The organism is Levilactobacillus andaensis, assembly GCF_016861695.1.
GTDB classification, from domain to species: Bacteria; Bacillota; Bacilli; order Lactobacillales; family Lactobacillaceae; genus Levilactobacillus; species Levilactobacillus andaensis.
Genome location: NZ_BOLP01000004.1, coordinates 207,285 through 230,268 on the forward strand (window position 1 = coordinate 207,285; position 22,984 = coordinate 230,268).

14 protein-coding genes, 8 tRNA genes and 1 riboswitch are annotated in these 22,984 nt (G+C 49.4%); of the genes, 2 read left to right on the top strand and 20 right to left on the bottom strand.

The genetic code is table 11. The features are described from left to right. Nucleotides 1-217: 217 nt before the first annotated feature. Nucleotides 218-400: a hypothetical protein gene (locus JUF10_RS03550; RefSeq protein ID WP_203640845.1), complete on the top strand. Its 183-nt coding sequence runs from the start codon at nucleotides 218-220 to the stop codon at nucleotides 398-400. A gap of 208 nt (nucleotides 401-608) precedes the next feature. On the opposite strand, the gene rpoC is transcribed toward JUF10_RS03550, so the two are convergent. The 17 genes from rpoC to JUF10_RS03635 form a co-directional block, all read right to left on the bottom strand. After that, nucleotides 609-4,256: a DNA-directed RNA polymerase subunit beta' gene (gene rpoC / locus JUF10_RS03555; RefSeq protein ID WP_203640846.1), complete on the bottom strand. Its 3,648-nt coding sequence runs from the start codon at nucleotides 4,254-4,256 to the stop codon at nucleotides 609-611. 21 nt (nucleotides 4,257-4,277) lie between these two features. After that, nucleotides 4,278-7,892, bottom strand: coding sequence for a DNA-directed RNA polymerase subunit beta (rpoB, locus tag JUF10_RS03560; RefSeq protein WP_203640847.1), 3,615 nt, complete (start codon nucleotides 7,890-7,892; stop codon nucleotides 4,278-4,280). 286 nt (nucleotides 7,893-8,178) lie between these two features. Continuing rightward, nucleotides 8,179-8,784 carry a TetR/AcrR family transcriptional regulator gene (locus tag JUF10_RS03565; RefSeq protein ID WP_203640848.1) on the bottom strand — a complete coding sequence of 202 codons (606 nt, stop codon included), beginning with the start codon at nucleotides 8,782-8,784 and terminating at the stop codon, nucleotides 8,179-8,181. 555 nt (nucleotides 8,785-9,339) lie between these two features. Continuing rightward, nucleotides 9,340-11,832: an ATP-dependent Clp protease ATP-binding subunit gene (locus JUF10_RS03570; protein ID WP_203640849.1), complete on the bottom strand. Its 2,493-nt coding sequence runs from the start codon at nucleotides 11,830-11,832 to the stop codon at nucleotides 9,340-9,342. A 17-nt stretch (nucleotides 11,833-11,849) separates the two neighbouring features. Continuing rightward, the gene (locus JUF10_RS03575; RefSeq protein WP_203640850.1) at nucleotides 11,850-12,317 is read right to left on the bottom strand and encodes a CtsR family transcriptional regulator; all 468 of its coding nucleotides are present in this window, start codon (nucleotides 12,315-12,317) and stop codon (nucleotides 11,850-11,852) included. A gap of 655 nt (nucleotides 12,318-12,972) precedes the next feature. Beyond that, nucleotides 12,973-13,046, bottom strand: a tRNA-Pro gene (locus JUF10_RS03580). A gap of 35 nt (nucleotides 13,047-13,081) precedes the next feature. After that, nucleotides 13,082-13,155: transfer RNA gene (locus JUF10_RS03585), tRNA-Pro, on the bottom strand. A gap of 36 nt (nucleotides 13,156-13,191) precedes the next feature. Further along, nucleotides 13,192-13,265, bottom strand: a tRNA-Arg gene (locus tag JUF10_RS03590). A gap of 17 nt (nucleotides 13,266-13,282) precedes the next feature. After that, nucleotides 13,283-13,368: transfer RNA gene (locus JUF10_RS03595), tRNA-Leu, on the bottom strand. Between the two features lie 11 nt (nucleotides 13,369-13,379). Continuing rightward, a tRNA-Gly gene (locus JUF10_RS03600) sits at nucleotides 13,380-13,451 on the bottom strand. Between the two features lie 28 nt (nucleotides 13,452-13,479). After that, nucleotides 13,480-13,552: transfer RNA gene (locus tag JUF10_RS03605), tRNA-Thr, on the bottom strand. Between the two features lie 36 nt (nucleotides 13,553-13,588). Continuing rightward, nucleotides 13,589-13,670, bottom strand: a tRNA-Leu gene (locus JUF10_RS03610). Between the two features lie 37 nt (nucleotides 13,671-13,707). Then, a tRNA-Val gene (locus tag JUF10_RS03615) sits at nucleotides 13,708-13,780 on the bottom strand. A 569-nt stretch (nucleotides 13,781-14,349) separates the two neighbouring features. Then, on the bottom strand, nucleotides 14,350-15,621 hold the full coding sequence (gene serS / locus JUF10_RS03620; protein WP_203640851.1) for a serine--tRNA ligase: 1,272 nt from the start codon (nucleotides 15,619-15,621) through the stop codon (nucleotides 14,350-14,352). A gap of 287 nt (nucleotides 15,622-15,908) precedes the next feature. Then, nucleotides 15,909-16,541 (bottom strand): deoxynucleoside kinase, encoded by a 633-nt coding sequence (locus JUF10_RS03625; RefSeq protein ID WP_203640852.1) that lies wholly within the window; start codon nucleotides 16,539-16,541, stop codon nucleotides 15,909-15,911. Between the two features lie 294 nt (nucleotides 16,542-16,835). Beyond that, the gene (locus tag JUF10_RS03630; protein ID WP_203640853.1) at nucleotides 16,836-18,341 is read right to left on the bottom strand and encodes an amino acid permease; all 1,506 of its coding nucleotides are present in this window, start codon (nucleotides 18,339-18,341) and stop codon (nucleotides 16,836-16,838) included. A 120-nt stretch (nucleotides 18,342-18,461) separates the two neighbouring features. Further along, nucleotides 18,462-18,643: riboswitch (Lysine riboswitch) on the bottom strand. A gap of 478 nt (nucleotides 18,644-19,121) precedes the next feature. Further along, nucleotides 19,122-19,652: a GNAT family N-acetyltransferase gene (locus JUF10_RS03635; protein WP_203640854.1), complete on the bottom strand. Its 531-nt coding sequence runs from the start codon at nucleotides 19,650-19,652 to the stop codon at nucleotides 19,122-19,124. Nucleotides 19,653-19,759: 107 nt separating this feature from the next. Between JUF10_RS03635 and JUF10_RS03640 the strand changes: the two genes are divergently transcribed. Beyond that, on the top strand, nucleotides 19,760-20,554 hold the full coding sequence (locus tag JUF10_RS03640) for a lp_1002 family arylesterase (protein WP_203640855.1): 795 nt from the start codon (nucleotides 19,760-19,762) through the stop codon (nucleotides 20,552-20,554). Between the two features lie 398 nt (nucleotides 20,555-20,952). Here JUF10_RS03640 and JUF10_RS03645 read toward each other — a convergent pair whose 3' ends face one another. The 3 genes from JUF10_RS03645 to JUF10_RS03655 form a co-directional block, all read right to left on the bottom strand. Continuing rightward, the gene (locus JUF10_RS03645; protein ID WP_203640856.1) at nucleotides 20,953-21,621 is read right to left on the bottom strand and encodes a phosphatase PAP2 family protein; all 669 of its coding nucleotides are present in this window, start codon (nucleotides 21,619-21,621) and stop codon (nucleotides 20,953-20,955) included. A gap of 108 nt (nucleotides 21,622-21,729) precedes the next feature. After that, on the bottom strand, nucleotides 21,730-22,179 hold the full coding sequence (locus tag JUF10_RS03650) for a threonine/serine exporter family protein (RefSeq protein ID WP_203640857.1): 450 nt from the start codon (nucleotides 22,177-22,179) through the stop codon (nucleotides 21,730-21,732). Between the two features lie 13 nt (nucleotides 22,180-22,192). Next, a complete protein-coding gene (locus JUF10_RS03655) occupies nucleotides 22,193-22,948 on the bottom strand; it encodes a threonine/serine exporter family protein (protein WP_203640858.1) in 756 nt (251 codons plus the stop codon). Nucleotides 22,949-22,984: the final 36 nt, after the last annotated feature.

The following is a 22,984-nucleotide window of genomic DNA, read 5'->3' on the forward strand; positions in this document are numbered from 1 at the left end:
ACAGATATACGTACACTTTACACAGAAAAACTGGTACTAGCCAGTGTCATCATTGGCCATGACGGGTCCGTTCAATTTCTCACTCTCCCTACTCAAGGTCAACCAATAGATAAGCTATTTGATTTCTGGTATACTGCGAACAAGCAAAGTGGCTCAACGAATCAAGAAGCTGTCCTCAAAGCAACTGACAAAATCTACGAAATAGGAGCTGTCTGTTTTGAAACCTATTAAAAATGCAGAATATGGTTTACTAATCGATGAGCCCGAGGCAAGGGCCCTAACGCCTGAAGAAATGAAGCATATGGCTGACCAGGAAAAGGACCCAGTCTACCAAGAATGGATGCGCCAAAAAGAGGCCGAAGCAGAGAAACTCTTTAACTTACGACCATCCTCACACTAAACTCCACTGAAAATACACACACTAATATGTACGTGGCTCGCAATCGGCACAGTGGATTGCGAGCCCTTTTTCTATCCCAAAGTGCGCCACGATTCAAGTATCTACGCCTATAAAAAAGGACCCCCACCCGGCAATTGCCAGACAGGAGTCCTTTTCTCTCTAGTGCTCAGAGTCTAAACGGCTCGTTCCACACTCTACTTAGCTGTCACTAAGCTTGAGAGTCTTCTTGCATTTGTTTTTCCAAATCGCTGATGGAGTAGACGCCTTCGGTCGATGAGCCACCGACTTCTTTGGGCTTGATCTGACGGTAATCTGGCATCCCAGTCCCGGCAGGAATAATCTTCCCAATAATAACGTTTTCCTTCAAACCAACCAGTGGATCGTTCTTGCCCCGAATAGCAGCATCGGTCAAGACACGCGTCGTTTCCTGGAAGGATGCGGCTGATAAGAAACTGTTCGTTTCCAAAGCAGCCTTGGTGATCCCCAAGATAACTGGACGTGCGGTAGCAGCAATGCCACCATCGATCAACGTCTGGTAGTTAGCACGACGGAAGTCTTGGATATCCATCAAGGTACCAGGCAGAACGTCGGTATCGCCCGGATCCATGATCCGAACCTTACGTAACATTTGCCGAACCATGATTTCCACGTGCTTATCACTGATAGCAACACCTTGCATCCGGTAAACACGTTGCACTTCACCTAAGATGTAAGTTTCAGTTGATAAGACATCGCGAACCCGCAGCATTTCCTTAGGATCAACAGACCCATAGTTCAATGCAGACCCACGGTGGATAAAGTCGCCTTCAGTGACCCGCATGCGGGCAGTGATTGGTAACGTGTAACTCCGCGTATCAGCTTCACCCTTAATGGTAATTTCCTTCGTCCGTTCTGCTGGGTTTTCTTCGATTGATTCAACCGTCCCAGTAACTTCGGTAATTTCAGCTTTACCTTTAGGGTTCCGAGATTCAAATAATTCTTGAACACGAGGAAGCCCTTGGGTGATATCTTCGTTCCCGGCAACACCACCGGTATGGAAGTTACGCATGGTCAGCTGGGTCCCTGGTTCACCGATAGATTGCGCGGCAACAGTTCCGACAGCTTCACCAACTTCAACTTCGTCACCAGTAGCCATGTTCCGGCCGTAACAATGTTCACAAACACCATGTTCAGTGTTGCAAGTAAAGGCGGAACGAATGGTAACTTCTTCAACACCAGCATCAACGATCTTTTGTGCGGTGTCTTCGACGATCATTTGGTTCTTAGGAACGATAACGTCCCCAGTCTTTGGATCGTAGACGGTCTTTTGGGTGTAACGCCCTAAGATCCGGTCGTACAATGGTTCGATCATTTCGTTACCATCAGTGATGGCACGAATCTTCAAACCACGGTCAGTCCCACAATCCTTTTCCCGAATGATAACGTCTTGCGCAACATCGACCAGCCGCCGAGTCAGGTAACCTGAGTTGGCAGTCTTGAGGGCCGTATCGGTCATCCCTTTACGAGCACCATGGGTCGAAATGAACATTTCCATAACCGTCAGGCCTTCACGGAAGTTAGACGTGATCGGCAACTCCATGATTTCACCGTTAGGAGCGGCCATCAGACCACGCATCCCGGCAAGTTGCGTAAAGTTAGAAATGTTCCCACGAGCACCAGAATCACTCATCATAAAGATAGGGTTCTGTTGGTCGAAACTGTGAATCAAGGCGTTTTGAATGTCGTCCTTAGCATCGTTCCAGATTCCAATAACTCGTTCGTAACGTTCATGATCGGTAATCAGACCACGACGGAATTGCTTGGTAACCGTAGCAACCTGCTTGTGGGCTTCGTCGATAATTTCTGGCTTTTCTTTCAAGTCAGTCACATCGACCATCCCAACAGTCAGGCCAGACTTAGTTGATTCGTTGTAACCCAAGTCCTTGATGCGGTCAAGCAACTTCGACGTTGCCGTTACCTTGTATTGCTGGTAAACGGCCGCAATAATGTCGGACAAGAAGCCCTTCTTAAATGGTCCGATAATTTCAGCATTTTGCAGGTAATCGTGAATGTCTTCGCCCGGTGCCAAGAAGTATTTGTCAGGGACGTAGCCGTTCAGGTTCGTGCTGGTTGGTTCGTTCAAGTATGGGAATGACTTAGGCAGGATGTTGTTGAAAATCAACTTCCCAACGGTCGTCACCATAATCTTGGTGCGTTGATCATCCGTAAACGGCTTATCAGGCATCGAGGAAACTTGAACACCGACCCGACTGTGCCAGTGAACTAAACCGTTCCGGTAAGCCAGGACAGCTTCGTTGAGGTCGGTAAAGATCATACCTTCCCCTTCACGATTATCTTCTTCCATGGTCAGGTAGTAGTTCCCGATAACCATATCTTGTGAAGGCGCAACAACTGGCTTACCACTGGCAGGAGCCAAAATGTGGTGAGCAGCCAGCATCAGCAAACGTGCTTCAGCTTGTGCTTCGTCAGATAAAGGAACGTGGATGGCCATTTGGTCCCCATCGAAATCGGCGTTGTAAGCTTCACAAGCCAATGGGTGAAGCCGCATTGCCTTACCACTAACCAAAACAGGTTCGAACGCTTGAATCCCCAAACGGTGAAGCGTAGGGGCCCGGTTCAACAGAACAGGGTGTTCCTTGATGACGTCTTCCAAAACATTAAAGACATCGTCATCTTCACGGTCAATTTGGCGCTTGGCGTTCTTGATGTTAGAAGCTAACCCACGAGCAACCAATTCCTTCATGATAAATGGCCGGAATAATTCCAAAGCCATTGGAACTGGCAGACCCATTTGGTTGAACTTGAGGGAAGGACCTACGTCGATAACGGAACGACCAGAGTAGTCAACCCGCTTCCCTAACAAGTTTTGACGGAACCGACCTTGCTTCCCTTTCAACATGTGTGAAAGAGACTTCAATGGACGGTTACCAGGACCAGCCACTGGACGGCCACGACGACCGTTATCAATCAAGGCGTCAACGGCTTCTTGTAACATCCGCTTTTCGTTTTGAACGATAATACCAGGTGCATTTAAGTCCAGTAAACGCTTCAACCGGCTGTTCCGGTTGATAACCCGCCGGTACAAGTCGTTCAGGTCGGACGTTGCGAAACGACCACCTTCGAGTTGTACCATTGGACGAAGATCAGGTGGGATTACCGGAATAGCATCCATTACCATCCACTCCGGACGGTTACCAGATGTCACGAAGGCTTCCAAGATGTCCAAACGACGAACGGCACGCGTCCGCTTTTGGCCAGTGGCTTCCTTCAATTCTTCCTTTAATTCCTTGACTTCTTTTTCAAGGTCTACGGCCATCAACAATTTCTTGATGGCTTCGGCACCCATTTCAGCCTTAAAGGCAGTGCTACCGTATTCGATGAGCTTGTCACGGTAATCACGTTCGGAAAGCAATTGCTTCTTTTCGAGTGGCGTGTTACCTGGATCTAAGACCACGTAGGAAGCGAAGTAAATAATTTCTTCCAACGCACGGGGACTCATGTCGAGGACTAAGCCCATCCGACTTGGGATACCCTTGAAGTACCAGATGTGAGTGACAGGAGCAGCCAATTCGATATGGCCCATCCGTTCACGACGAACCTTAGAACGGGTAACTTCAACCCCACAACGGTCACAAACGACACCCTTGTAACGGATCCGCTTGTATTTCCCACAGGCACATTCCCAGTCCTTAGTAGGGCCAAAAATCCGCTCGTCGAATAGCCCGTCTTTTTCAGGCTTTAATGTCCGGTAGTTGATGGTTTCAGGCTTTTTGACTTCCCCGTAAGACCAGCTACGGATCTTATCAGGTGAAGCCAGCCCGATCTGCATGCTTTCGAACTTATTGACATCGACCAAAGAAGCGACCTCCCTTATTAATTAGTCTTGAGTGTTCGGTTGACTTTCATTTTTCGTAGGTGCAGGCGTTGCCTTAGCATCATCGGTCTGAGCAGCGGCTTTCCGTTGTTCTTCTTGCTGTTGCGCGTACTTGCTCAAAGCATCAACGTTCACAACATCATCGTCATCATCGTCCATATCGCGGAGTTCGATTTCTTCGTTGTTCCCGTTTAAGACCTTCATGTCCAGCCCTAAGGATTGTAATTCCTTGACCAGAACACGGAATGATTCAGGCACACCAGGCTTAGGAATTGGATCGCCCTTAACGATAGCTTCGTAGGTCTTAACCCGACCAACCACGTCATCGGACTTGTACGTCAAGATTTCTTGTAACGTATAAGCGGCACCGTAAGCTTCCAAAGCCCAAACTTCCATTTCACCAAACCGTTGGCCACCAAATTGCGCTTTACCACCAAGTGGTTGTTGCGTAACCAGTGAGTAAGGTCCGATGGAACGGGCGTGCATCTTGTCGTCGACCATGTGGGCCAACTTCAGGTAGTTCATGACACCAACGGCAACCCGCTTGTCGAATGGTTCACCGGTCCGGCCATCGTATAAGACAGTCTTAGCATCGGCAGCCATCCCAGCTTCCTTAACAGCGTCCGCGATATCAGTATCTTGGGCACCATCGAAGACAGGCGTCGCAATGTGAATGCCCAACTTACGAGCAGCCATCCCCAAATGCAATTCGAGCACTTGCCCGATGTTCATCCGAGAAGGCACACCCATTGGACTCAGCATGATGTCGATTGGCGTCCCATCTGGCATGTACGGCATATCTTCTTCAGGGATAACGACTGAAACAGTCCCCTTGTTACCGTGACGACCAGACATCTTGTCCCCAACTTGGATCTTCCGCTTTTGCGCGATGTAGACCCGAACCATCATGTTAACACCAGGAGAAAGTTCATCACCATTTTCACGTGTGAAGATCTTAACGTCCTGGATGATCCCGCCACCACCATGTGGAACCTTAAGTGAAGTATCCCGAACTTCGCGAGCCTTTTCACCAAAGATAGCATGGAGTAACCGTTCCTCAGCGGATAATTCAGTCACACCCTTAGGCGTCACTTTACCAACTAAGATGTCGCCGTCTTGAACTTCGGCACCAACACGGATAATCCCGTCTTCGTCCAAGTTCTTCAAGGCGTCTTCACCCACGTTAGGAATTTCGCGAGTCATTTCTTCAGGTCCAAGCTTCGTGTCACGTGCTTCTGATTCGTATTCTTCAATATGAATCGACGTGTAAACGTCATCGCGAACCAAACGTTCGTTGATTCCGATGGCATCTTCGAAGTTGTACCCTTGCCAAGTCATGAAGGCAACTAATGGGTTTTGACCTAAAGCCAATTCCCCATTTTCCATTGAAGGACCATCAGCCAAGATTTCGTCGTTGTCGACGTGATCGCCAACCTTAACGATTGGACGTTGGTTGTAGTTCTTCCCACCGTTTGACCGGCGGAACTTCATGAGCTTGTAAGTGTCGAGCGCACCGTCTTCACGCCGTACGCGGATTTCCCGTGCATCAACGTATTCAACAGTTCCGTCGTGTTGGCTGATTAAGGCAACACCGGAATCATGCGCTGCTTTGTATTCAATACCAGTCCCAACTAATGGGGCGTGAGGGTCCAGCAATGGCACAGCTTGCCGTTGCATGTTGGCACCCATCAAGGCCCGGTTGGAGTCATCGTTTTCCAAGAAAGGAATACATGCCGTGGCCACAGCAACTACTTGCTTAGGCGAAACATCCATGTAGTCAATCCGGTCCGCACTGGTTTCAATGTTTTCGGACTTTGCACGTGCCATGATGGTGTCGGTATCAAATGAACCGTCATCGTTCAATGGCGTGTTGGCTTGAGCCACCACGTAGTTATCTTCTTCGTCAGCCGTCAGGTAATCGATCTTGTCGGTAACCTTGTGCGTATCCCATGAGACACGACGGTATGGCGTTTCGATGAAGCCGTAGCGGTTAACCCGTGCATAACTGGACAAACTGTTGATCAACCCAATGTTAGGTCCTTCAGGCGTTTCAATTGGGCACATCCGGCCATAGTGGGTATAGTGAACGTCCCGGACTTCATATCCGGCACGGTCACGCGTCAAACCACCAGGTCCAAGGGCAGACAAACGCCGCTTATGGGTTAATTCACCCAGTGGGTTGGTCTGATCCATGAATTGTGACAATTGAGATGAACCGAAGAATTCCTTAATGGAAGCAACCACTGGCCGAATGTTGATCAATTGTTGTGGCGTTACCGTCGCAGCATCTTGAATTGACATCCGTTCACGCACAACCCGTTCCATCCGAGATAACCCGATCCGGAATTGGTTTTGCAGGAGTTCACCCACGGAACGAATCCGCCGGTTACCCAAGTGGTCAATATCATCGGTGTTCCCGATGCCTAATTGTAAGTTGAAGAAGTAGTTCATGGAAGCAATGATATCAGCTGGACGAATGTGCTTCAGCTTGATATCAATGTTGCCATTCCCAATAACGGGAACTTCTTGTTCAGGGTCATCTGGTGATTGCACCTTGATGATCTGTAACTTCAATGGTTCAGTGACAACGGCTTCGTCTGAAGGTTGGAAAGTTACCATCTTGAAGTCTTCTTGGTCCAAGAATGGTGCCAAGGTCTTCATGACGTCCTTGTCAACGACCGTGCCCTTTTGTGCGATAACTTCACCGGTATCTGGGTCAGCTAACGTTTCGGCTAAGGTCAGGCCCAGTAACCGGGTCTTCAAGCTTAACTTCTTGTTGGTCTTGTAACGACCAACGGGAGCCATGTCGTAACGCTTTGGATCAAAGAACCGTGCAGTCAGCAAACTCCGTGAAGAGTCAGCCGTCTTAGGTTCACCTGGACGTAGGCGTTCGTAGATGTCCTTTAAGGATTCTTCGACACGTGAATCGTCGGTGTTCTTGTGAATATCCTTTTCCAACGTTGCCATTAAGCTTTCGTTGTCACCTAAGATATCCAAGATTTCGTCATCGGAACCGAACCCTAATGCCCGAACTAATTCGGTCATTGGAATCTTCCGTGTCCGGTCGATTCGAACGTAAGAGATGTTCTTAGCGTCCGTTTCAAATTCTAGCCAAGCCCCCCGGTTAGGAATAACCGTGGCACCGTAAACGGTCCGGCCATTCTTATCGGTATCTTCATTGAAGTAAACTCCTGGTGACCGGACTAATTGAGAAACAATAACCCGTTCTGCCCCGTTGATAATGAAGGTCCCTTGGGCCGTCATTAATGGGAAGTCACCGAAGAAGACATCTTGCGACTTAATTTCACCCGTTTCGTGGTTGGTCAAACGTAAGGTGACGTGAAGTGGTGCTGAATAGTTCGCGTCGTGTTCCCGTGCTTCATCCACGCTATATTTGGGTTCCAGTAATTGATAATCAACAAACTCTAACGAAAGGTTTCCTTGAAAATCTTCGATTGGCATGATGTCGTCGAACATATCACGCAAACCTTCGTCGAGGAACCAGTTGTAAGAATTGGTTTGAATCTCGATTAAGTTAGGTAAATCAAGAACTTCCTTGATCCGCGAATAGCTACGGCGAGTACGGTGTTTCCCGTATTTCACTAAGTGTCCTGCCAAGTTGTTCACCTCTCCTATTTATTCTGTGGACTGGCCAAACCGTTATGTTACATTTTGATTACAAATTACTTTTGACCCGGTTTTTTGGCAAAAAAAATCCAAAAACAAACCCAATTTGATTTGCTTTTGGCTTCTTATAACGGCAACGCCGGACAATAGATCGTCGCTGCCAATTTCAGTTCACAGTTGCATACGAATAATATAATACTAAATTAGTTCTGAAATGTCAATGACGAACACTCATGATTTCTGGCTAAAACCTGATTATCACCAGAAACTGGTTCCCCTACTTCTTAACTGCGACGCCAAATAGAATCAGGCGAACCAGTGCCACCGTTTGCTCGTGTTGTGAAGCATCTGCCGCCCCGACGTGGTGGAATGTATTGAAGAGCGGACTGAGGCTCGTGAGATAGAAGGATGCGGCATCCTGAGGCGCAATGTCTGGTTGTAGCGTTACGATCCCCAATTCAAAGAAATGTTGGAGTGGCCCCACGTAATCCTGGCCAAACACCATCCCAAGTTGCCGCTTATTTTCCGGCTTGAGATACTTAAAGCTGCTGTGGATCACCGTAAAGACATCGCGGGGATGAATCGCAGTCAACACTTCCGTAATCTGAACCAAGGCGTCAACGGGGTCAGGATTCTCCGCAACGGCTAGCTGCTCGTTGACCTGAGTCAATCCTGCCCTAATTTCAGCCCCCACAGTTTTAATGACCTCAAGAAAAATAACCTCTTTGTCACTAAAGTGGTGGTACAGTGCCGGTTGTGTAATGCCCACTTCTTTTGCAATATCTCTGGTAGAGGTTGCTTGATACCCCTGCGACAAGAACTGCTCCCGTGCGGCCTCTAAAATGGCCGTGTGCGTGTGGGTCAACTGCTCTTCTCTTTTCATTGGTGGCTCCCGTCCTTTCGTCTCTCGTACTGTAAGTGTACCACAGCCACTTATCACCAGCTAGACCAAGTAACAGTTAATGCTTACGATTCGTGTAAAATGACCGCGCTCCGGCTGCCAGGGATTCCGCCTGCTGTGGGGACGCTCCGGACTGAGGAACGGTCCTCTCGCTCGCTTTTAAGCCGCGAAGATCATGCGTCTTAAAAGTCGCCCATCCCTGACCTCCTCCGGCTCTGATTGTGCCACTTCAATTACAGCCATTCACTGCTTTAGACTGTGCTCAAATCGTCCTGTAGATGTCCTGATACAAGTGCTGTAACGACGCCATCTGTACGAGCATAGTCGGTATGAGTCTGGCCAATACCCATTCCAGCTAGCCAGCGACTGCCGCACTCAACTCGAATAGTGAATGGCAAACACAACGACAACCTGCTTCTCCCCACTCAGACCATCACTACTAGTCCGCACCAAATTATCTCCTTCCACCCACCTTCTACAATAAAAAGCAGTGTGCCCAGGTCATCCCCAGCGCACACTGCTTTCAATCGGTTCAGTTTAGTTCGTGGCAACCGCCGTTTTCTTGGTGGCTGACTTGACGCTGACCGTGATCTTACCTTGGGTGGCCCCAATCGTCACTTGGTCGTTGGTCTTGACCTCGCCATTTAAGAGTTCTTCACTCAGCTTATCCTCAACCTGCGTTTGCAGTGCCCGACGGATCGGCCGTGCCCCATATTCTGGGTCAAAGCCCGCCTTGGCCACGGCATCAATCGCTGCAGGTGTAATCTTCAGCTTGATGTCTTGCTCTGCCACGCGGTCGACAATCTGCTTAGCCATCAACTTCACAATTTCGTGGAGTTCTGGCTTCTTCAGGGAGTGGAAGATGACCGTTTCGTCAATCCGGTTCAAGAATTCTGGCCGGAATGATTGCTTCAACGTTTCCCGGATGGTTTGTGCCATTGCCCGGTAATCGTTGGCCATATCTTCGGCACCGAAACCAACGGTCTTTTCATCCCGTAACTTCGTTGCCCCCAAGTTGGACGTCATAATCAGAATTGTATTTCTGAAATCAACCTTCCGTCCTTTGGAATCAGTCAAGTAACCGTCATCTAAGACTTGAAGTAAAATGTTGAAGACATCTGGATGGGCCTTTTCAACTTCATCAAAGAGCACAACAGAGTATGGCTTTTGACGAACCTTTTCCGTCAACTGGCCACCCTCGTCGTAGCCTACGTAACCTGGCGCGGACCCAATCAAACGACTGGTCGAGTATTTCTCCATGTATTCGCTCATGTCGACCCGAATCATGTTGTCTTCGGAACCAAACATCGCTTCGGCCAAAGCCTTAGCTAATTCGGTCTTCCCGACACCGGTTGGTCCGAGGAACATAAAGGACCCAATTGGCCGGTTCGGATCTTTCAATCCGGAGCGGGCCCGCCGAATGGCACGAGAAACGGCTGAAACAGCTTCTTCTTGCCCAACTACCCGTTCATGTAAAATCTTTTCCAAATTGACCAGACGATCTGCATCCGTTTGCTTCAACTGGGTAACGGGAACGCCCGTCCACTCAGCGACAACGTCTGCCACGTCTTCACCGGTCACGTTTAAACTGTAGTGCCGTTCCGGTGCATCGGCAGCGGCCGCAGCAGCCTTGGCCTTCCGTGCTTCGATTTTCTCACGTAACTGCATTTCTTTCGTCCGCAGTTCCGCAGCCTTTTCGAAGTTTTGGTCTTCAATGGCCGCTTCCTTGTCAGCAGACAGCTGATTCAGTTCTTGAACCTGCTTGCTAGCTGGCGTTGGCTTGTCCATTTGGTCGATGCGGACCTTGGCAGAGGCTTCATCCATCAAGTCGATCGCCTTATCTGGTAAGAAACGGTCGCTGATGTAACGGGTGGACAGCTTTACAGCTTGGTCCAGTGCTTCATCGCTAATGTTGACGTGATGGTGATCCTCATACCGTGGCCGTAAGCCCTTCAAAATTTCTAAGGCTTCGTCCGGCGTTGGTTCGTCGACCTGAACGGTAGCAAACCGCCGTTCCAGCGCAGCATCGGATTCAATGTACTTTTGGTATTCGTCCAACGTGGTGGCCCCAATGGTTTGGAGTTCACCCCGTGCTAAGGCTGGCTTTAAGATGTTCGAGGCATCGATGGCCCCTTCAGCCCCCCCAGCACCGATCAGTGTGTGTAACTCATCAATGAAGAGAATGACTTGGCCATCGTTGTAGATTTCTTCGATAACCTTCTTCAAACGGTCTTCAAATTCACCACGGTACTTGGTCCCAGCAACTAATGAGCCCATGTCGAGCATCATCAGCCGTTTCTGTTGCATGTCTTCTGGAACATCGCCGGCAACGATCCGTTGGGCCAAGCCCTCGGCAATCGCCGTCTTCCCGACACCAGGTTCCCCAATCAAAACAGGGTTGTTCTTGGTCCGCCGACTCAGGATCTGGATGACCCGCTTAACTTCCTTGTTCCGACCAACCGTTGGGTCCATGCGACCTTCCTTGGCTGATTCGGTTAAGTCCCGGGCCAGAGAATCCAGCGTTGGCGTTCCACCTTGTGGGGCGCCCCGCCGAGCACGGGCATCGTTACGACGCTTAGGTGTGTCAGAAATCCCTAACTTGCGCAGCACTACCTTACGGGCATCGACGAGTTCAACATTTAAGTTCTTCAGGATTCGGGAAGATAAAATCGTTTCATCACTCAATAGTGCCAGTAGCAAGTGTTCCGTGCCGATCTTAGTTGCGCCCAACCGCTTAGCTTCATCGCCAGCTAAGGCTAACATTGCCTTGGCCTTTGGCGAGTATGGCAGGTAGCTATCCTTATCGACATTCGCTAAGGTCCCGTAGCCGGTAAAACGTTCAATTTCTTCACGAACGTCATCATCGGTTACAGAAAACTGCTGTAAAACCTTGTTGGCAATACCATTTTTTTCAATGGTGAGGGCCAGCAATAAGTGTTCCGTACCCACCGCTTGGTGCTTAAAATATTTTGCTTGTTCCTGTGCCAAAACTAAGACACTCTTAGCACTCGGTGTAAATAGGTTATCCATTGCAACTCCTCACTTTCTCAACTTTCGTAACGCAGATGGTTCAAAATAGAAATCAAGACGCGTGCCCGAATCTGCTGATCCAGGTCACGATCGCCAGTATTAATGGCGTCCTTATCGATTGCGGCCAAAATGATATTAACCTCTCGCCGGCTCACAGCTCCCGCCTCAAACAGGCTACGCACGACCGCTAAACCGTCGTGCCGGGAGATGTGGTCGCCCACAGCCGTCACGAGAGAGTCAATAAAGTCTAAGTTGTCGAGGAGCTTTACCTTTTCAATGCGGATATAACCGCCGCCACCCCGTTTACTCTGGACCACGTAACCGTCCTGGATGGTAAAACGCGTCTTAATCACGTAATTGATCTGTGAAGGCACCACGTTAAACTGGTCGGCAATTTCCGCTCTGCGGATCTCCACCTGCTGGGACTCAGCCAAAATCTGCTTAAGGTAAGACTCAATAATATCTGAAATATTTTGATTCTCCATTATCGTCCCCCCTTCAGTGCAGCTTTCTTGACTAATGTTGACTAATATTATACGAACTTCCAGTAAAAATGCAACGGATTAGACCGCGTTTCTCTAAGAAGTTCTGGTAATCCATCATACCAAATAATCTTTGACCTTCCAAACAATTAGCGTGACATGATTACTATTCGCTTAAAATGCACCGTGATTGTGGTAGCTGGCGTGCACTGCGGCTACTAGGGAGTTCACCTGCTGTACGGATGCTTACCGTCCTCATTGATTAGTTCATGCGACAAGTGATTAGATTGGCACACAGAGCGTCATTGACCACTTATGCCCTGGCTCGTTACAATTTGAAAGATTTTGTTCCCAGCTTCGACTTAAACCTACTATAGGAAAGTCACACCGTCGATGACAGCATCATTTTTAAACAGCAATCAGTTCTTCACCGATCACAATAGCCCTTAGACTCAATTCCATTTTAACCTATTATAATGGCTCGCTTCCATTAAGTTGACTTGCTTAGGGTTAGTGTTGACCAGTCTTCATGCCAACCATCTGACCGCGGGGATCTCCCGCCAAAGCCATCAGCCATTCTCAGGGCAGAAAAAAAGAGAACCAATTCGTAATGAACTGATTCTCTAACTTTATTATATGTAGTCTCGGGATAAAAAAATCGGGAAGACAAGATTTGAACTTGCGACCCCCACGTCCCGAACGTGGTGCTCTACCAAGCTGAGCTACTTCCCGAGATAGCCCGCTGGCGAACTGGTAACGCCAGTTAATCGGGAAGACAGGATTCGAACCTGCGACCCCCTGGTCCCAAACCAGGTGCTCTACCAAGCTGAGCTACTTCCCGAAAAAATTGCCCATAATTACTTATAAGCAACAAAAATGCACCCAGTAGGAGTCGAACCTACAACCTTCTGATTCGTAGTCAGACACTCTATCCAGTTGCGCTATGGGTGCATAATTATTAAGTTAAATGCCGAGGACCGGGATCGAACCGGTACGGTCATCACTGACCGCAGGATTTTAAGTCCTGTGCGTCTGCCAATTCCGCCACCCCGGCAAAAGGGCAAAAGCGGAAGACGGGATTCGAACCCGCGACCCCCACCATGGCAAGGTGATGTTCTACCACTGAACTACTTCCGCAAATTGGCTATTTGGTTTTTTGGAACCATGCCGACTAGAGGATTCGAACCTCCGACCTCCTCATTACTAGTGAGATGCTCTGCCAACTGAGCTAAGTCGGCAAAATATTTTAACAATATTTTGCAATATTTGGTTAATGCAGGTGAAGGGACTCGAACCCCCACGTCATAAGACACTAGAACCTAAATCTAGCGCGTCTGCCAGTTCCGCCACACCTGCAACGTTGGCGAACTAACGCCAGGGACCTAGGTCCCAATGGAGGATACAGGGCTCGAACCTGTGACCCTCTGCTTGTAAGGCAGACGCTCTCCCAACTGAGCTAATCCTCCATATCATCCGAACTGAGAAACAACTCTCTCAATCGAAACAACTATTATAATTTACCATGCCGACGAAAACTTGTCAACATCTTTTTTAAATTGTTTTGAATAAATATTCGTGAACTGAATAACTACTCTCGTAACAACAAATAATATTGTATCGTATCCCCAGAAAAAAAGCTAGGCCTTTTTTGAATTTTTTTGCAAAAAGTTTTAAAAACTTGCTTATTCCGTTTAGAATTGCCTTCGCTACTGGCTTTGTTGGCCAAAAAAATTCGAATTCAAGGCGTAATATCTTCAAATACGACCGGCTACTCGTTCCTCATACAACGATGCATGCTGTCTGAATAAGCACGCATCACCGGAACAACCGTCAGAATGGCTGTTTATCCATTTATCCCTACCACCATCCCAATACCGTCTAATTTCCTTGCTCGCGACGTAACCACCCTGCCCTAACCTTTTTCCCTACGTCACTTGCCGCCCACTACCGTCGCCAATCTAGCCCTGCACGCGATAAAAAAGCCCCCACCAATGACGACTGTCATCAGTTGGAGCTTTCGCGTTTCAATTTTAGCTTACTTGGTGATCTTGGTGACGCCACCCATGTAAGGAACCAAGACTTCTGGGATGGTAACGGTGCCGTCTGCGTTTTGGTAGTTTTCCAAGATAGCAGCGACAGTCCGGCCAACGGCCAAACCAGAGCCGTTCAGTGCGTGGACGTATTGGAGCTTACCATTGTCGTCACGGTACTGGATGTGTGCCCGGCGAGCCTGGAAGTCCGTGGTGTTGGAACAGCTGGAGATTTCACGGTAAGTGTTCTGTTCTGGGAACCAGACCTCCAAATCGTGCGTCATTGCGGCCGTAAAGCTCATATCGCTCGTGGTCAGGGTAATCACGTGGTATGCCAGGCCTAACTTCTGTAAGAGGTCCTCAGCGTGCTTAGTCAACGCTTCAAGTTCGTCCCATGAGTTTTCTGGCTTACAGAACTTGACCATTTCAACCTTGTTAAATTGGTGTAAACGAATCAAACCACGGGTATCGCGACCGGCACTCCCGGCTTCTGACCGGAATGCTGGCGTTAAGGCCGTGAACCAGACTGGCAGGTCCTCTTCTGGGATCACTTCGTCACGGTAGTAGTTGACCAATGGTACTTCGGCCGTTGGGATCAACGTCATGTCTTCGTCACGTAATTGGTAAACGTCTTGCTTGAACTTAGGGAATTGGCCAGTCCCATACATGGAGTCGTCATTGACGATGTAAGGTGGCAGAACTTCCTTGAAGCCAGCCTTGGTGTTTTCATCCAGGAAAAAGTTGTAGACGGCCCGTTCCAGACGCGCACCCAATCCTAAATAGTAGAGGTAACGGCTACCGGAAACCTTGGCACCAGCTTCGAAGTCCAAGATGCCTAAGTTTTCACCCAACTCATAGTGCGCCTTAGGGGTGAAGTCCATGTTAGGCTTTTCGCCCCACTTACGGAGTTCCACGCTACCATCTTCGGTCAAGCCAACGGGAACGTTGTCGTTAGGAATGTTTGGCAAGTGTGCCGCTGCATCGTGGACTTGTTCCTTTAAGGTATCGAGTTCCGTGTCGATGGTCTTGATATCGGCGCTCACCTGACGCATTTCGGTAATCTTGTCGTCAGCGTCTTTCTTGTCGCGCTTCAGTTGTGAAATTTCATCGGACACCGTGTTACGTTGGGCCTTCATGTTTTCACTCTTCACAATCAGGTCACGACGTTGCTTGTCTAAGGCCAACAAGCTGTCGATGTCGGCTGGGTCGACCCCACGTGTTGCTAATTTTTCCTTGATGAAATCTGGTTCGTTACGAATCAACTTTAAATCTAACATATGTCTGTTTCTCCCTTCGATTTCACGGATGATACAAAAAAAGCCTCCGTCACATGGGACGAAGACCTTCGCGGTACCACCCAAGTTCGTAGCTAGTCTCCTAGTTACACCCTTGAACATGATAACGGTTTGCACCGTGCGGCATTACCCGCCCACTTCTTTAGTGCTGGAATGTTCGACGTCGCGGTTTGCAGCTTTCCCCGCTTCTCTGGCCGTCTACTGAATAGGCACCTCACGTGTTTACTAATTGGTCATATCATACCGCATTTTCACGGCGATGACAACGACTAAAGTGACGCAATCTTTTCATCGATCAAATGTAAAACTTCTTCACGCGCAGCTGGGTTTTCAACGAAGTCCAACTTGTCGCCGTCAATCTGCATCTTAGGTGACTTGTCGTAGGCGTTGTACCAGTTCACGTAACGTTGGTCGAGTTGTTGGTAGTATTCGTACAGACTTGGATCATGGTCGATCTGTTCGTATGACCGGCCACGCTTCTTGATCCGTTCCAACATCGTTTCAAAGGAGATGTTGATGTGGATCAATAAGTCTGGGTTCTTCTTGTGCGTGGCGTCGGGCAGTTCCTGCATCATGTTAGCCAACAGGGAGTCGTAGATATCAACTTCCGTGCTGGTGGCGCGGCCCAAGTCGGCGTTCAAATGAAAGAGCAAGGAGTCTTCAAAGATCGACCGATCCAAGACACTCTCATCGTCGGCGTTAGCGGCCTTGATGCTGTCCAAACGCTTGTTTAAAAAGTAGATTTGTAATAAGAAGGCATACTTTTGAGGATTTTGGTAGAACAACGGCAAAATTTTATTGTCATCGACTGATTCGTAAAAAGCTGGTTTGTGTAAATGTTCGGCTAACAAAGTGGTCAGACTCGTTTTGCCGGCGCCAATGGTTCCGGATAGTACAAGCATGCAATCTCTCCTTTAAATAACGACGTGCCGGTTATCCCGACACCACAACTGTTTTAATGGTTCCTACTAACCCACTCAATTCACGACTGGGCCCGAAAAATTCAACACCACATATTGTACCAACCTCACTCACAAAAGACAATATGTTGTCCTAAATTCGGTCTGGCCGGTTTTCGTGATTTGGGTTGTTGACGGACAAGAAGCGGCGCCCGGTGGGGATTTCCCCGACCAGTCGCCGCCTCGATTTATTTAAATTTTTCGTGTGCCCACACGTTTTTGTTTCGAGAAATATGATTAATCGTTCGCAGTCGTCTTAGCTTCCTTTAACGTGCCGTCCTTGTGGACTGGTGCCACGTCAACTTCACTGAGTGGAATTAACTTCGTGTGCTTCTTGATCTTGTAACCCACGTAAAGGATCAAGACTAATGGCACACTGATGTAGGTGATCAGGACTTGTTCCCAGTTACCTGAGAAGAAGGATTGTGGATCTTGACCCACGATGACCGCCACACACAAGATCAAGGCCAAGATAGGACCAATTGGGAACCACTTTGCATGGTAACTCAATTCAGATAACTTGTGACCCTGCTTGATGAATGCCCGCCGGAACCGGTAGTGTGATAAAGCAATCCCGAACCAAGCAATGAATCCAGTCAACCCACTAGCAGCCACTAACCACATGTAGATTTGAGGACCAGCAATACTGCTGACGAAGGTCAAAGCGGCAACGATTGTCGTTGCAAATAGGGCTGGGTAAGGAATCCCATTCTTCCCCGTCCGTTCGAACAGTTGTGGGGCGTAGCCTTCCTTAGACAGGGAGTACAGCATCCGCGTGGAAGCGTACATCCCAGAGTTAGCAGCGGAAATAACTGACGTCAAGATAACGGCGTTCATGACACTAGCGGCAGCGGCCAGGCCGGCACGTTGGAAGACCAGCGTGAAAGGACTGATGGCAATGTCACTAGCAGAAGAACCCAACAGATCCTTACTGGTGTAAGGCAATACGGCGGCGATAACAAAAATAGCTAAAATGTAGAATAAGATAATCCGCCAGAATACGGAATTGATGGCCTTGGGAACACTGTGTGCTGGATCTTCAGATTCACCAGCAGTAATCCCAACCAATTCAGTTCCTTGGAACGAGAACCCAGCAACCACGAAGACACTCAGGATTGCGGGGAAGCCACCAACAAATGGGGCCTTCTTGTAAGTAAAGTTTTCCAAGCCAGTGGCGTGACCACCCATGATTCCCACGATGACCATTAACCCAACGGCTAAGAAGACGAAGATCGTCACAACCTTGATCAAGGACATCCAGAATTCGGTTTCCCCGAAAGCTTGAACGGCCAAAGCATTGATCAAGAAGACGATGCCTAACGCAACAGCACTCCAGATCCAACCGGGAACGCCGGGTAACCAGAACTTCATGACCAAAGCAGCAGTTGAAATATCAACGGCCACAGTGATTGCCCAGTTAAACCAGTAGTTCCAGCCCATGGCAAATCCTAAAGCTGGATCAACGTACTTCGCGGAGTAAGCGGCAAATGACCCTGAGATTGGCATGTTCGTGGCCATTTCACCTAGACTGGTCATCAGGAAGTAAACCATCAGACCCATGGCAACGTAAGCAGTCAGCGCACCACCAGGACCGGCAGTTGAAATTGCCGACCCACTAGCGACGAATAACCCCGTCCCGATACAGCCACCTAACGCGATCATTGAAACGTGTCGCGTCTTAAGTCCCCGCTTAACCTGATCAGAGGCCTCGCTGGTTGTTGCGTTTGTCATACTCTGTTCCATAAATGTTTCCTCCTTCTTATTTTAGAAGGACTTCCTCGAAACGACCCAGTGAAACTAAAAAATCCCCTTCGCAATAAAAGCCCGCGAAAGAGATTGGAAAGTTCATTATTCCAAGTCAATATCGTTGAAAGCGCCCCGCAACCCATATTTGGCTGCGACAGTCCCTGATCTGTTAAACCAGGACCCAACCTGTCCGCTATGTCCTCACGTCCAAGTTTCGGCGACCGCCCCTTTAACTTTCCCGCTCCGATGTGACCCATCTTAGGAAAGCGACTCTTGTTGGTCGCGCCTCTTCTATTCGATATAACGTAGTATACGCATGTCTTTTTCAGATTGCAACATTAAATTGCAATTAAAATCAATTATTTTCACTCATGTTAGGTTAATCTTACAGATTGACCTAACATGTACCGCCTGCGGCTGCTAGGGATTCCGCCTGCCATGGGGACCGTTTCCAGCCTGGAAGCGGGCTTCCAACTCGTCTTGAAGCCCCGCCCAGACCGCGGGTCTCCAAGGCGTCCCAGTAGCCCATCGACCTAACAGCCTTGTCACGGCCGGCCCCATCCCTAGCCTCCTCCGGCTCAGTTAGGCCATTACTATTGCTCGCGTCACCGCGTCTAATTTTCACAAAAGGCTGCCTAGTGTCATGTCAATGTTGAACGGGCTCTAGTGTTACTACTGGTCATCTAGTGACACTAGCCATGCTAGAAATGAATGGCACTTCGAATCATACTAGCTCAGAACAATCCTTCTCACCATTCCATTAGTTGAGTTAATCCCCTACGCTGGCTCAACCACCAGTCGGAATAGATACTGGGGAACTGGTGTCAGTCCCGCACCACCCGGCGCCATGAAGTGGTCATCGACCGTTTCGAAGCCTAATTTTTCTAGGACGCGGCGTGACCGTTTATTTTCTAATAGGCAGGTCGCCCAGACGATTTGTTCCGTTGTTTGGGCTTGGCTGACCAATCTTAGACTCGCTTGGATGGCTTCGGGCATGACTCCCTGGCCCCAATCCACCGGGTCCAGAAAGTAGCCAATGTCATACTCCGGCTTGTCAGCCGCCAGGTCGTGGGCGTAATACAGGACCGTTCCCATGAAACGTGACGTGGACCGTTCCTCAATGGCAAAGGCATACGGACTTTGGCGGTCCGCCGTCAACCACTGTGCAACATCGGCTGGCGTTGGTGTCACGTTGCCCCCGTTAGCTTCATTTAGGATGGGCATCATCATTAGCCGCTGATAATCCGGGAGATCACTTTCCGTTAACGGCCGTAACCGCAATCGCGCTGTTTCAATCACATTTTGCATCCCTATTCCTCTTTTCAAACGGTTCTAAATTGGTATTTCGTTCAAAAGCATTTGGCCAAACACGTGGTACAATGAGTTTATTATAGCTTATTTGGGAGGTTTCACACTTGAAAATTATCACCCAAGCACTCGCTAATGATTCTGCTGCCTACTTACAAGGTTATCTGCGCCATCCGCACGATGATACGGCCACTTATCCGGCTATGGTCATCGTCCCCGGCGGTTCGTACACACATATCCCGGAGCAACAGGCTGAAGATCTGGCCATGGCATGGTTCGCCAAGGGCTACCAAGCATTTTTCCTGCGCTACTCGTTCACCGGGGAATGTAAGCCACTTCTGCCGACTCCGGTCGTTGAACTCGCAAAAAGCTTGGCACTGATTCGGGCTAATGCTAAGGACTGGCAAATTGATTCAGCTAACATTAACGTTGCCGGATTCTCTGTTGGCGGTCACATCGTCGCGCTCTTCAACGACTCTTGGAACGACCCTAAGTTCAATCAGCTGGCTAACACGACGCCGGCACAGATCAAGCCGCACGCCATCATTCTAGGCTACCCGGTCATTACTCCGGCCGCTGGCTTCCCTAACGATGATACGACTCTTGCCGAATGGACCGATGACCCGGCTAAAATTGCGGCCGACAAATTGGTCACCGATGACAACGTGCCGACCTTCGTCTGGGTCACAGCCGCCGATCCGTTGGTGCCTGTACAAAATGCGCTCGCTTACGTTCAGGCTTCCCTCGCCCACAACGTCGACACGGAGCTCCACATGTTCCATGCGGGACCCCACGGATTGGCCTTGGCCAACGATGTCACGGCTTGGCGGGAAGGGACCAACCTGCCCCACGTCGCCAACTGGCTCGGTTTAGCCACCGAATGGCTGGCCGAACTGAAATAAACATAGATATCCTTTCGCCTTACCGGCCGCCAGATATGGGCTGGAACGGTGCGGGCACAACTTGAAGCCTCGAAAGAACCGAGTCTTCAAGCTTGGCCTTCTGCTAAGCCGGCCAAAGACGCCGACTAAGCAGAACGACGCACCTGAGCCCATATCTGTCGACCTCTCGGCTTACGTAGTTGCTTTCAAACTAAGCTGATGTCCCACTGGCTATTCATGGTGAACGTCATAAATTATAGTCAGTGGAGCTAAAGGTATAGTCAACCATAAAGGCCGATATTCTTTGGCTGAATCATCCCCGTAGTAGGCGAAATTTTTAGTTGCCACCCACTCAAATTTCCAGCAAAAAAGACATGTGCTCTTCCCCCATCGGAATTGCACATGCCTTTTGATTTACCCTAAATTTCTGATTTCTTCAAGAACGGCCAGCCTTGCATGACCGGTGCCAATCTGATGTAGATGCCTTGCGCAATCTGCAGCCATAAGTAGGCTAACAGGACGGCCCCAATCGTATCGGTCGGGAAGTGGGCGTTGAGATAGACCCGCGAGATCATCACTAGGCCCATCCAAATAATCAAGACAACGCGGACAATCCAAGCCTTCCAGCTGGCACTGATCATGGGAATCAAGATCAGCCAAATCATGGCGACTAAGAGGAACGTCCCAAAAACATGTCCACTTGGGAAACTATAGCCATCATCAATAGCTAAGTGGGCTGTGGGCCGGGCACGCTTAACCACATTTTTAACTAAAGCGGCAATGACATCCCCACCGGCTAGCGTTGCGAGGCTCCATAGCGCGGGAATCTTGAACTTAAAGCCCCACAGCAGAAACGCGAGAATTAGCACCCAAACAATGGTTAGCTTCGGTTCTGCTAGGCTCGTCACGCCCCGGTAAAGTAATGTCTTCCACCCCGGCTGATTCTTCTGGATCACGTCAACGATCGACGAATCTAAGAACTCCACGTAGGCATTCTGCGCTTGTATGTAAAATGCAACAATTAAAAACAGTACCGTTGCTAGGCCAAACTTCCACGGCCGGTCACGGTCCCGATTGAATAACATCATGATTTTAATTCCTTTCATCAGACCTGATTCTGGGAAAACCCCTAGCAATGAGTATACCACCCCACTACCAGATTGCTAGGTTCCCCAGCCTTAAGAATTTCCTAAAGACTACCGACGATGCCGCCAAACCCGCTGTTGCACCCGATTGACCAGCTCCGACAGCAGGAAGCCAAACGCAATGGCCCCCGAGATCATGACCACCTGAAGCAGGTAGTTAAACGCCGTATTGTTCTGGCCCAGCGCAAAGTTTTTGACCATTTGATAGGCCTGGCCGCCGGGTACCAGGGGCACGATGGCCGGAATGTTAAAGAGAATCATCGGCATTTTCTTAAATTTAGCCGCTTGAAGCGACGCGACCCCAATTGCGACCGCCCCCAGCAAGTTGCCAACGACGTAGCCACCCCCGCCAAGCACCGTGAAGCGATACAGGAGATAGCCCAACACGCCGATCCAACCACCAACGTTTAACGCCCGCCGGGGAATATTGATCAGGATACCAAAGGCCAACGTGGCCACATAGGTCCCCGCAACCTCCACAAAAAACTGTACGACCGTCATCCGCGCCGCCTCCTTACATGAATTGTAAAACCATGGCGATGCCAAAGCCGATTGCCGCCGCACTCACCAGGGCCTCTACACCCCGGGCCGGACCACTGACTAGGTTACCCGCTAAGATGTCTCTGACCGAGTTGGTAATCGGGACCCCCGGCACCAGTGGCATGACACTCCCAATGATGATGTCATCGACACTGTTGCCCAGGCCCATGTGGACACCCACTACCGCCAGCACACCAATTGCGGCGGCCGCAGCAAATTCCGACAAGAATCGAATCTGGATAAACTTACTCAATAAGTAATATACCAGCCAGCCCAGCATCCCCACCACACAGGTGATCCAGAAGTCCGGCAAGTTGTGACGGAAAACGACTTCCAGGGGGCCACTGACCAAGGCCGCGGCCAAGAGTTGGAGCCAAAATGGGAAATAGCGGCTAACACTATCCAAATGGTCGAGTCGATTCGAAAACTGCTGCAGGTCGATCTTATGGTCCGCGTATTGTCGCGACAGGTCATTGACCACGGCAATTTTTTCCAAATCAAACGTTCGCCGCTTGACCGGTTCGATCTGCGCACCGACCTCACCGTTGATAGCCATCAAGATTCCCGTGATCATGACGAATAACTGACTGGTCTGGGCCCCCGCGTTGTGCGCGATGCGTGTCATGGTGTCCTCGACCCGCTCGATTTCCGAACCATTTTCAATCATGATGCGACCGGCAGTGAGTGCCGTGTGGAGAATCAATTGGTCCCGTTTTTTTTGACTACTCATCCCGTCTTCCCCTTCTCTCAGCAAGCTAGCGGTCAA

Coding starts and splice junctions, on each gene's coding strand:
- serS (WP_203640851.1), bottom strand. CDS start 15,621: ATGTTAGATTTAAAGTTGATTCGTAACGAACCAGATTTCATCAAGGAA.
- JUF10_RS03570 (WP_203640849.1), bottom strand. CDS start 11,832: ATGGATAACCTATTTACACCGAGTGCTAAGAGTGTCTTAGTTTTGGCA.
- JUF10_RS03650 (WP_203640857.1), bottom strand. CDS start 22,179: ATGACGGTCGTACAGTTTTTTGTGGAGGTTGCGGGGACCTATGTGGCC.
- JUF10_RS03655 (WP_203640858.1), bottom strand. CDS start 22,948: ATGAGTAGTCAAAAAAAACGGGACCAATTGATTCTCCACACGGCACTC.
- JUF10_RS03565 (WP_203640848.1), bottom strand. CDS start 8,784: ATGAAAAGAGAAGAGCAGTTGACCCACACGCACACGGCCATTTTAGAG.
- JUF10_RS03645 (WP_203640856.1), bottom strand. CDS start 21,621: ATGATGTTATTCAATCGGGACCGTGACCGGCCGTGGAAGTTTGGCCTA.
- JUF10_RS03630 (WP_203640853.1), bottom strand. CDS start 18,341: ATGGAACAGAGTATGACAAACGCAACAACCAGCGAGGCCTCTGATCAG.
- JUF10_RS03575 (WP_203640850.1), bottom strand. CDS start 12,317: ATGGAGAATCAAAATATTTCAGATATTATTGAGTCTTACCTTAAGCAG.
- JUF10_RS03635 (WP_203640854.1), bottom strand. CDS start 19,652: ATGCAAAATGTGATTGAAACAGCGCGATTGCGGTTACGGCCGTTAACG.
- JUF10_RS03625 (WP_203640852.1), bottom strand. CDS start 16,541: ATGCTTGTACTATCCGGAACCATTGGCGCCGGCAAAACGAGTCTGACC.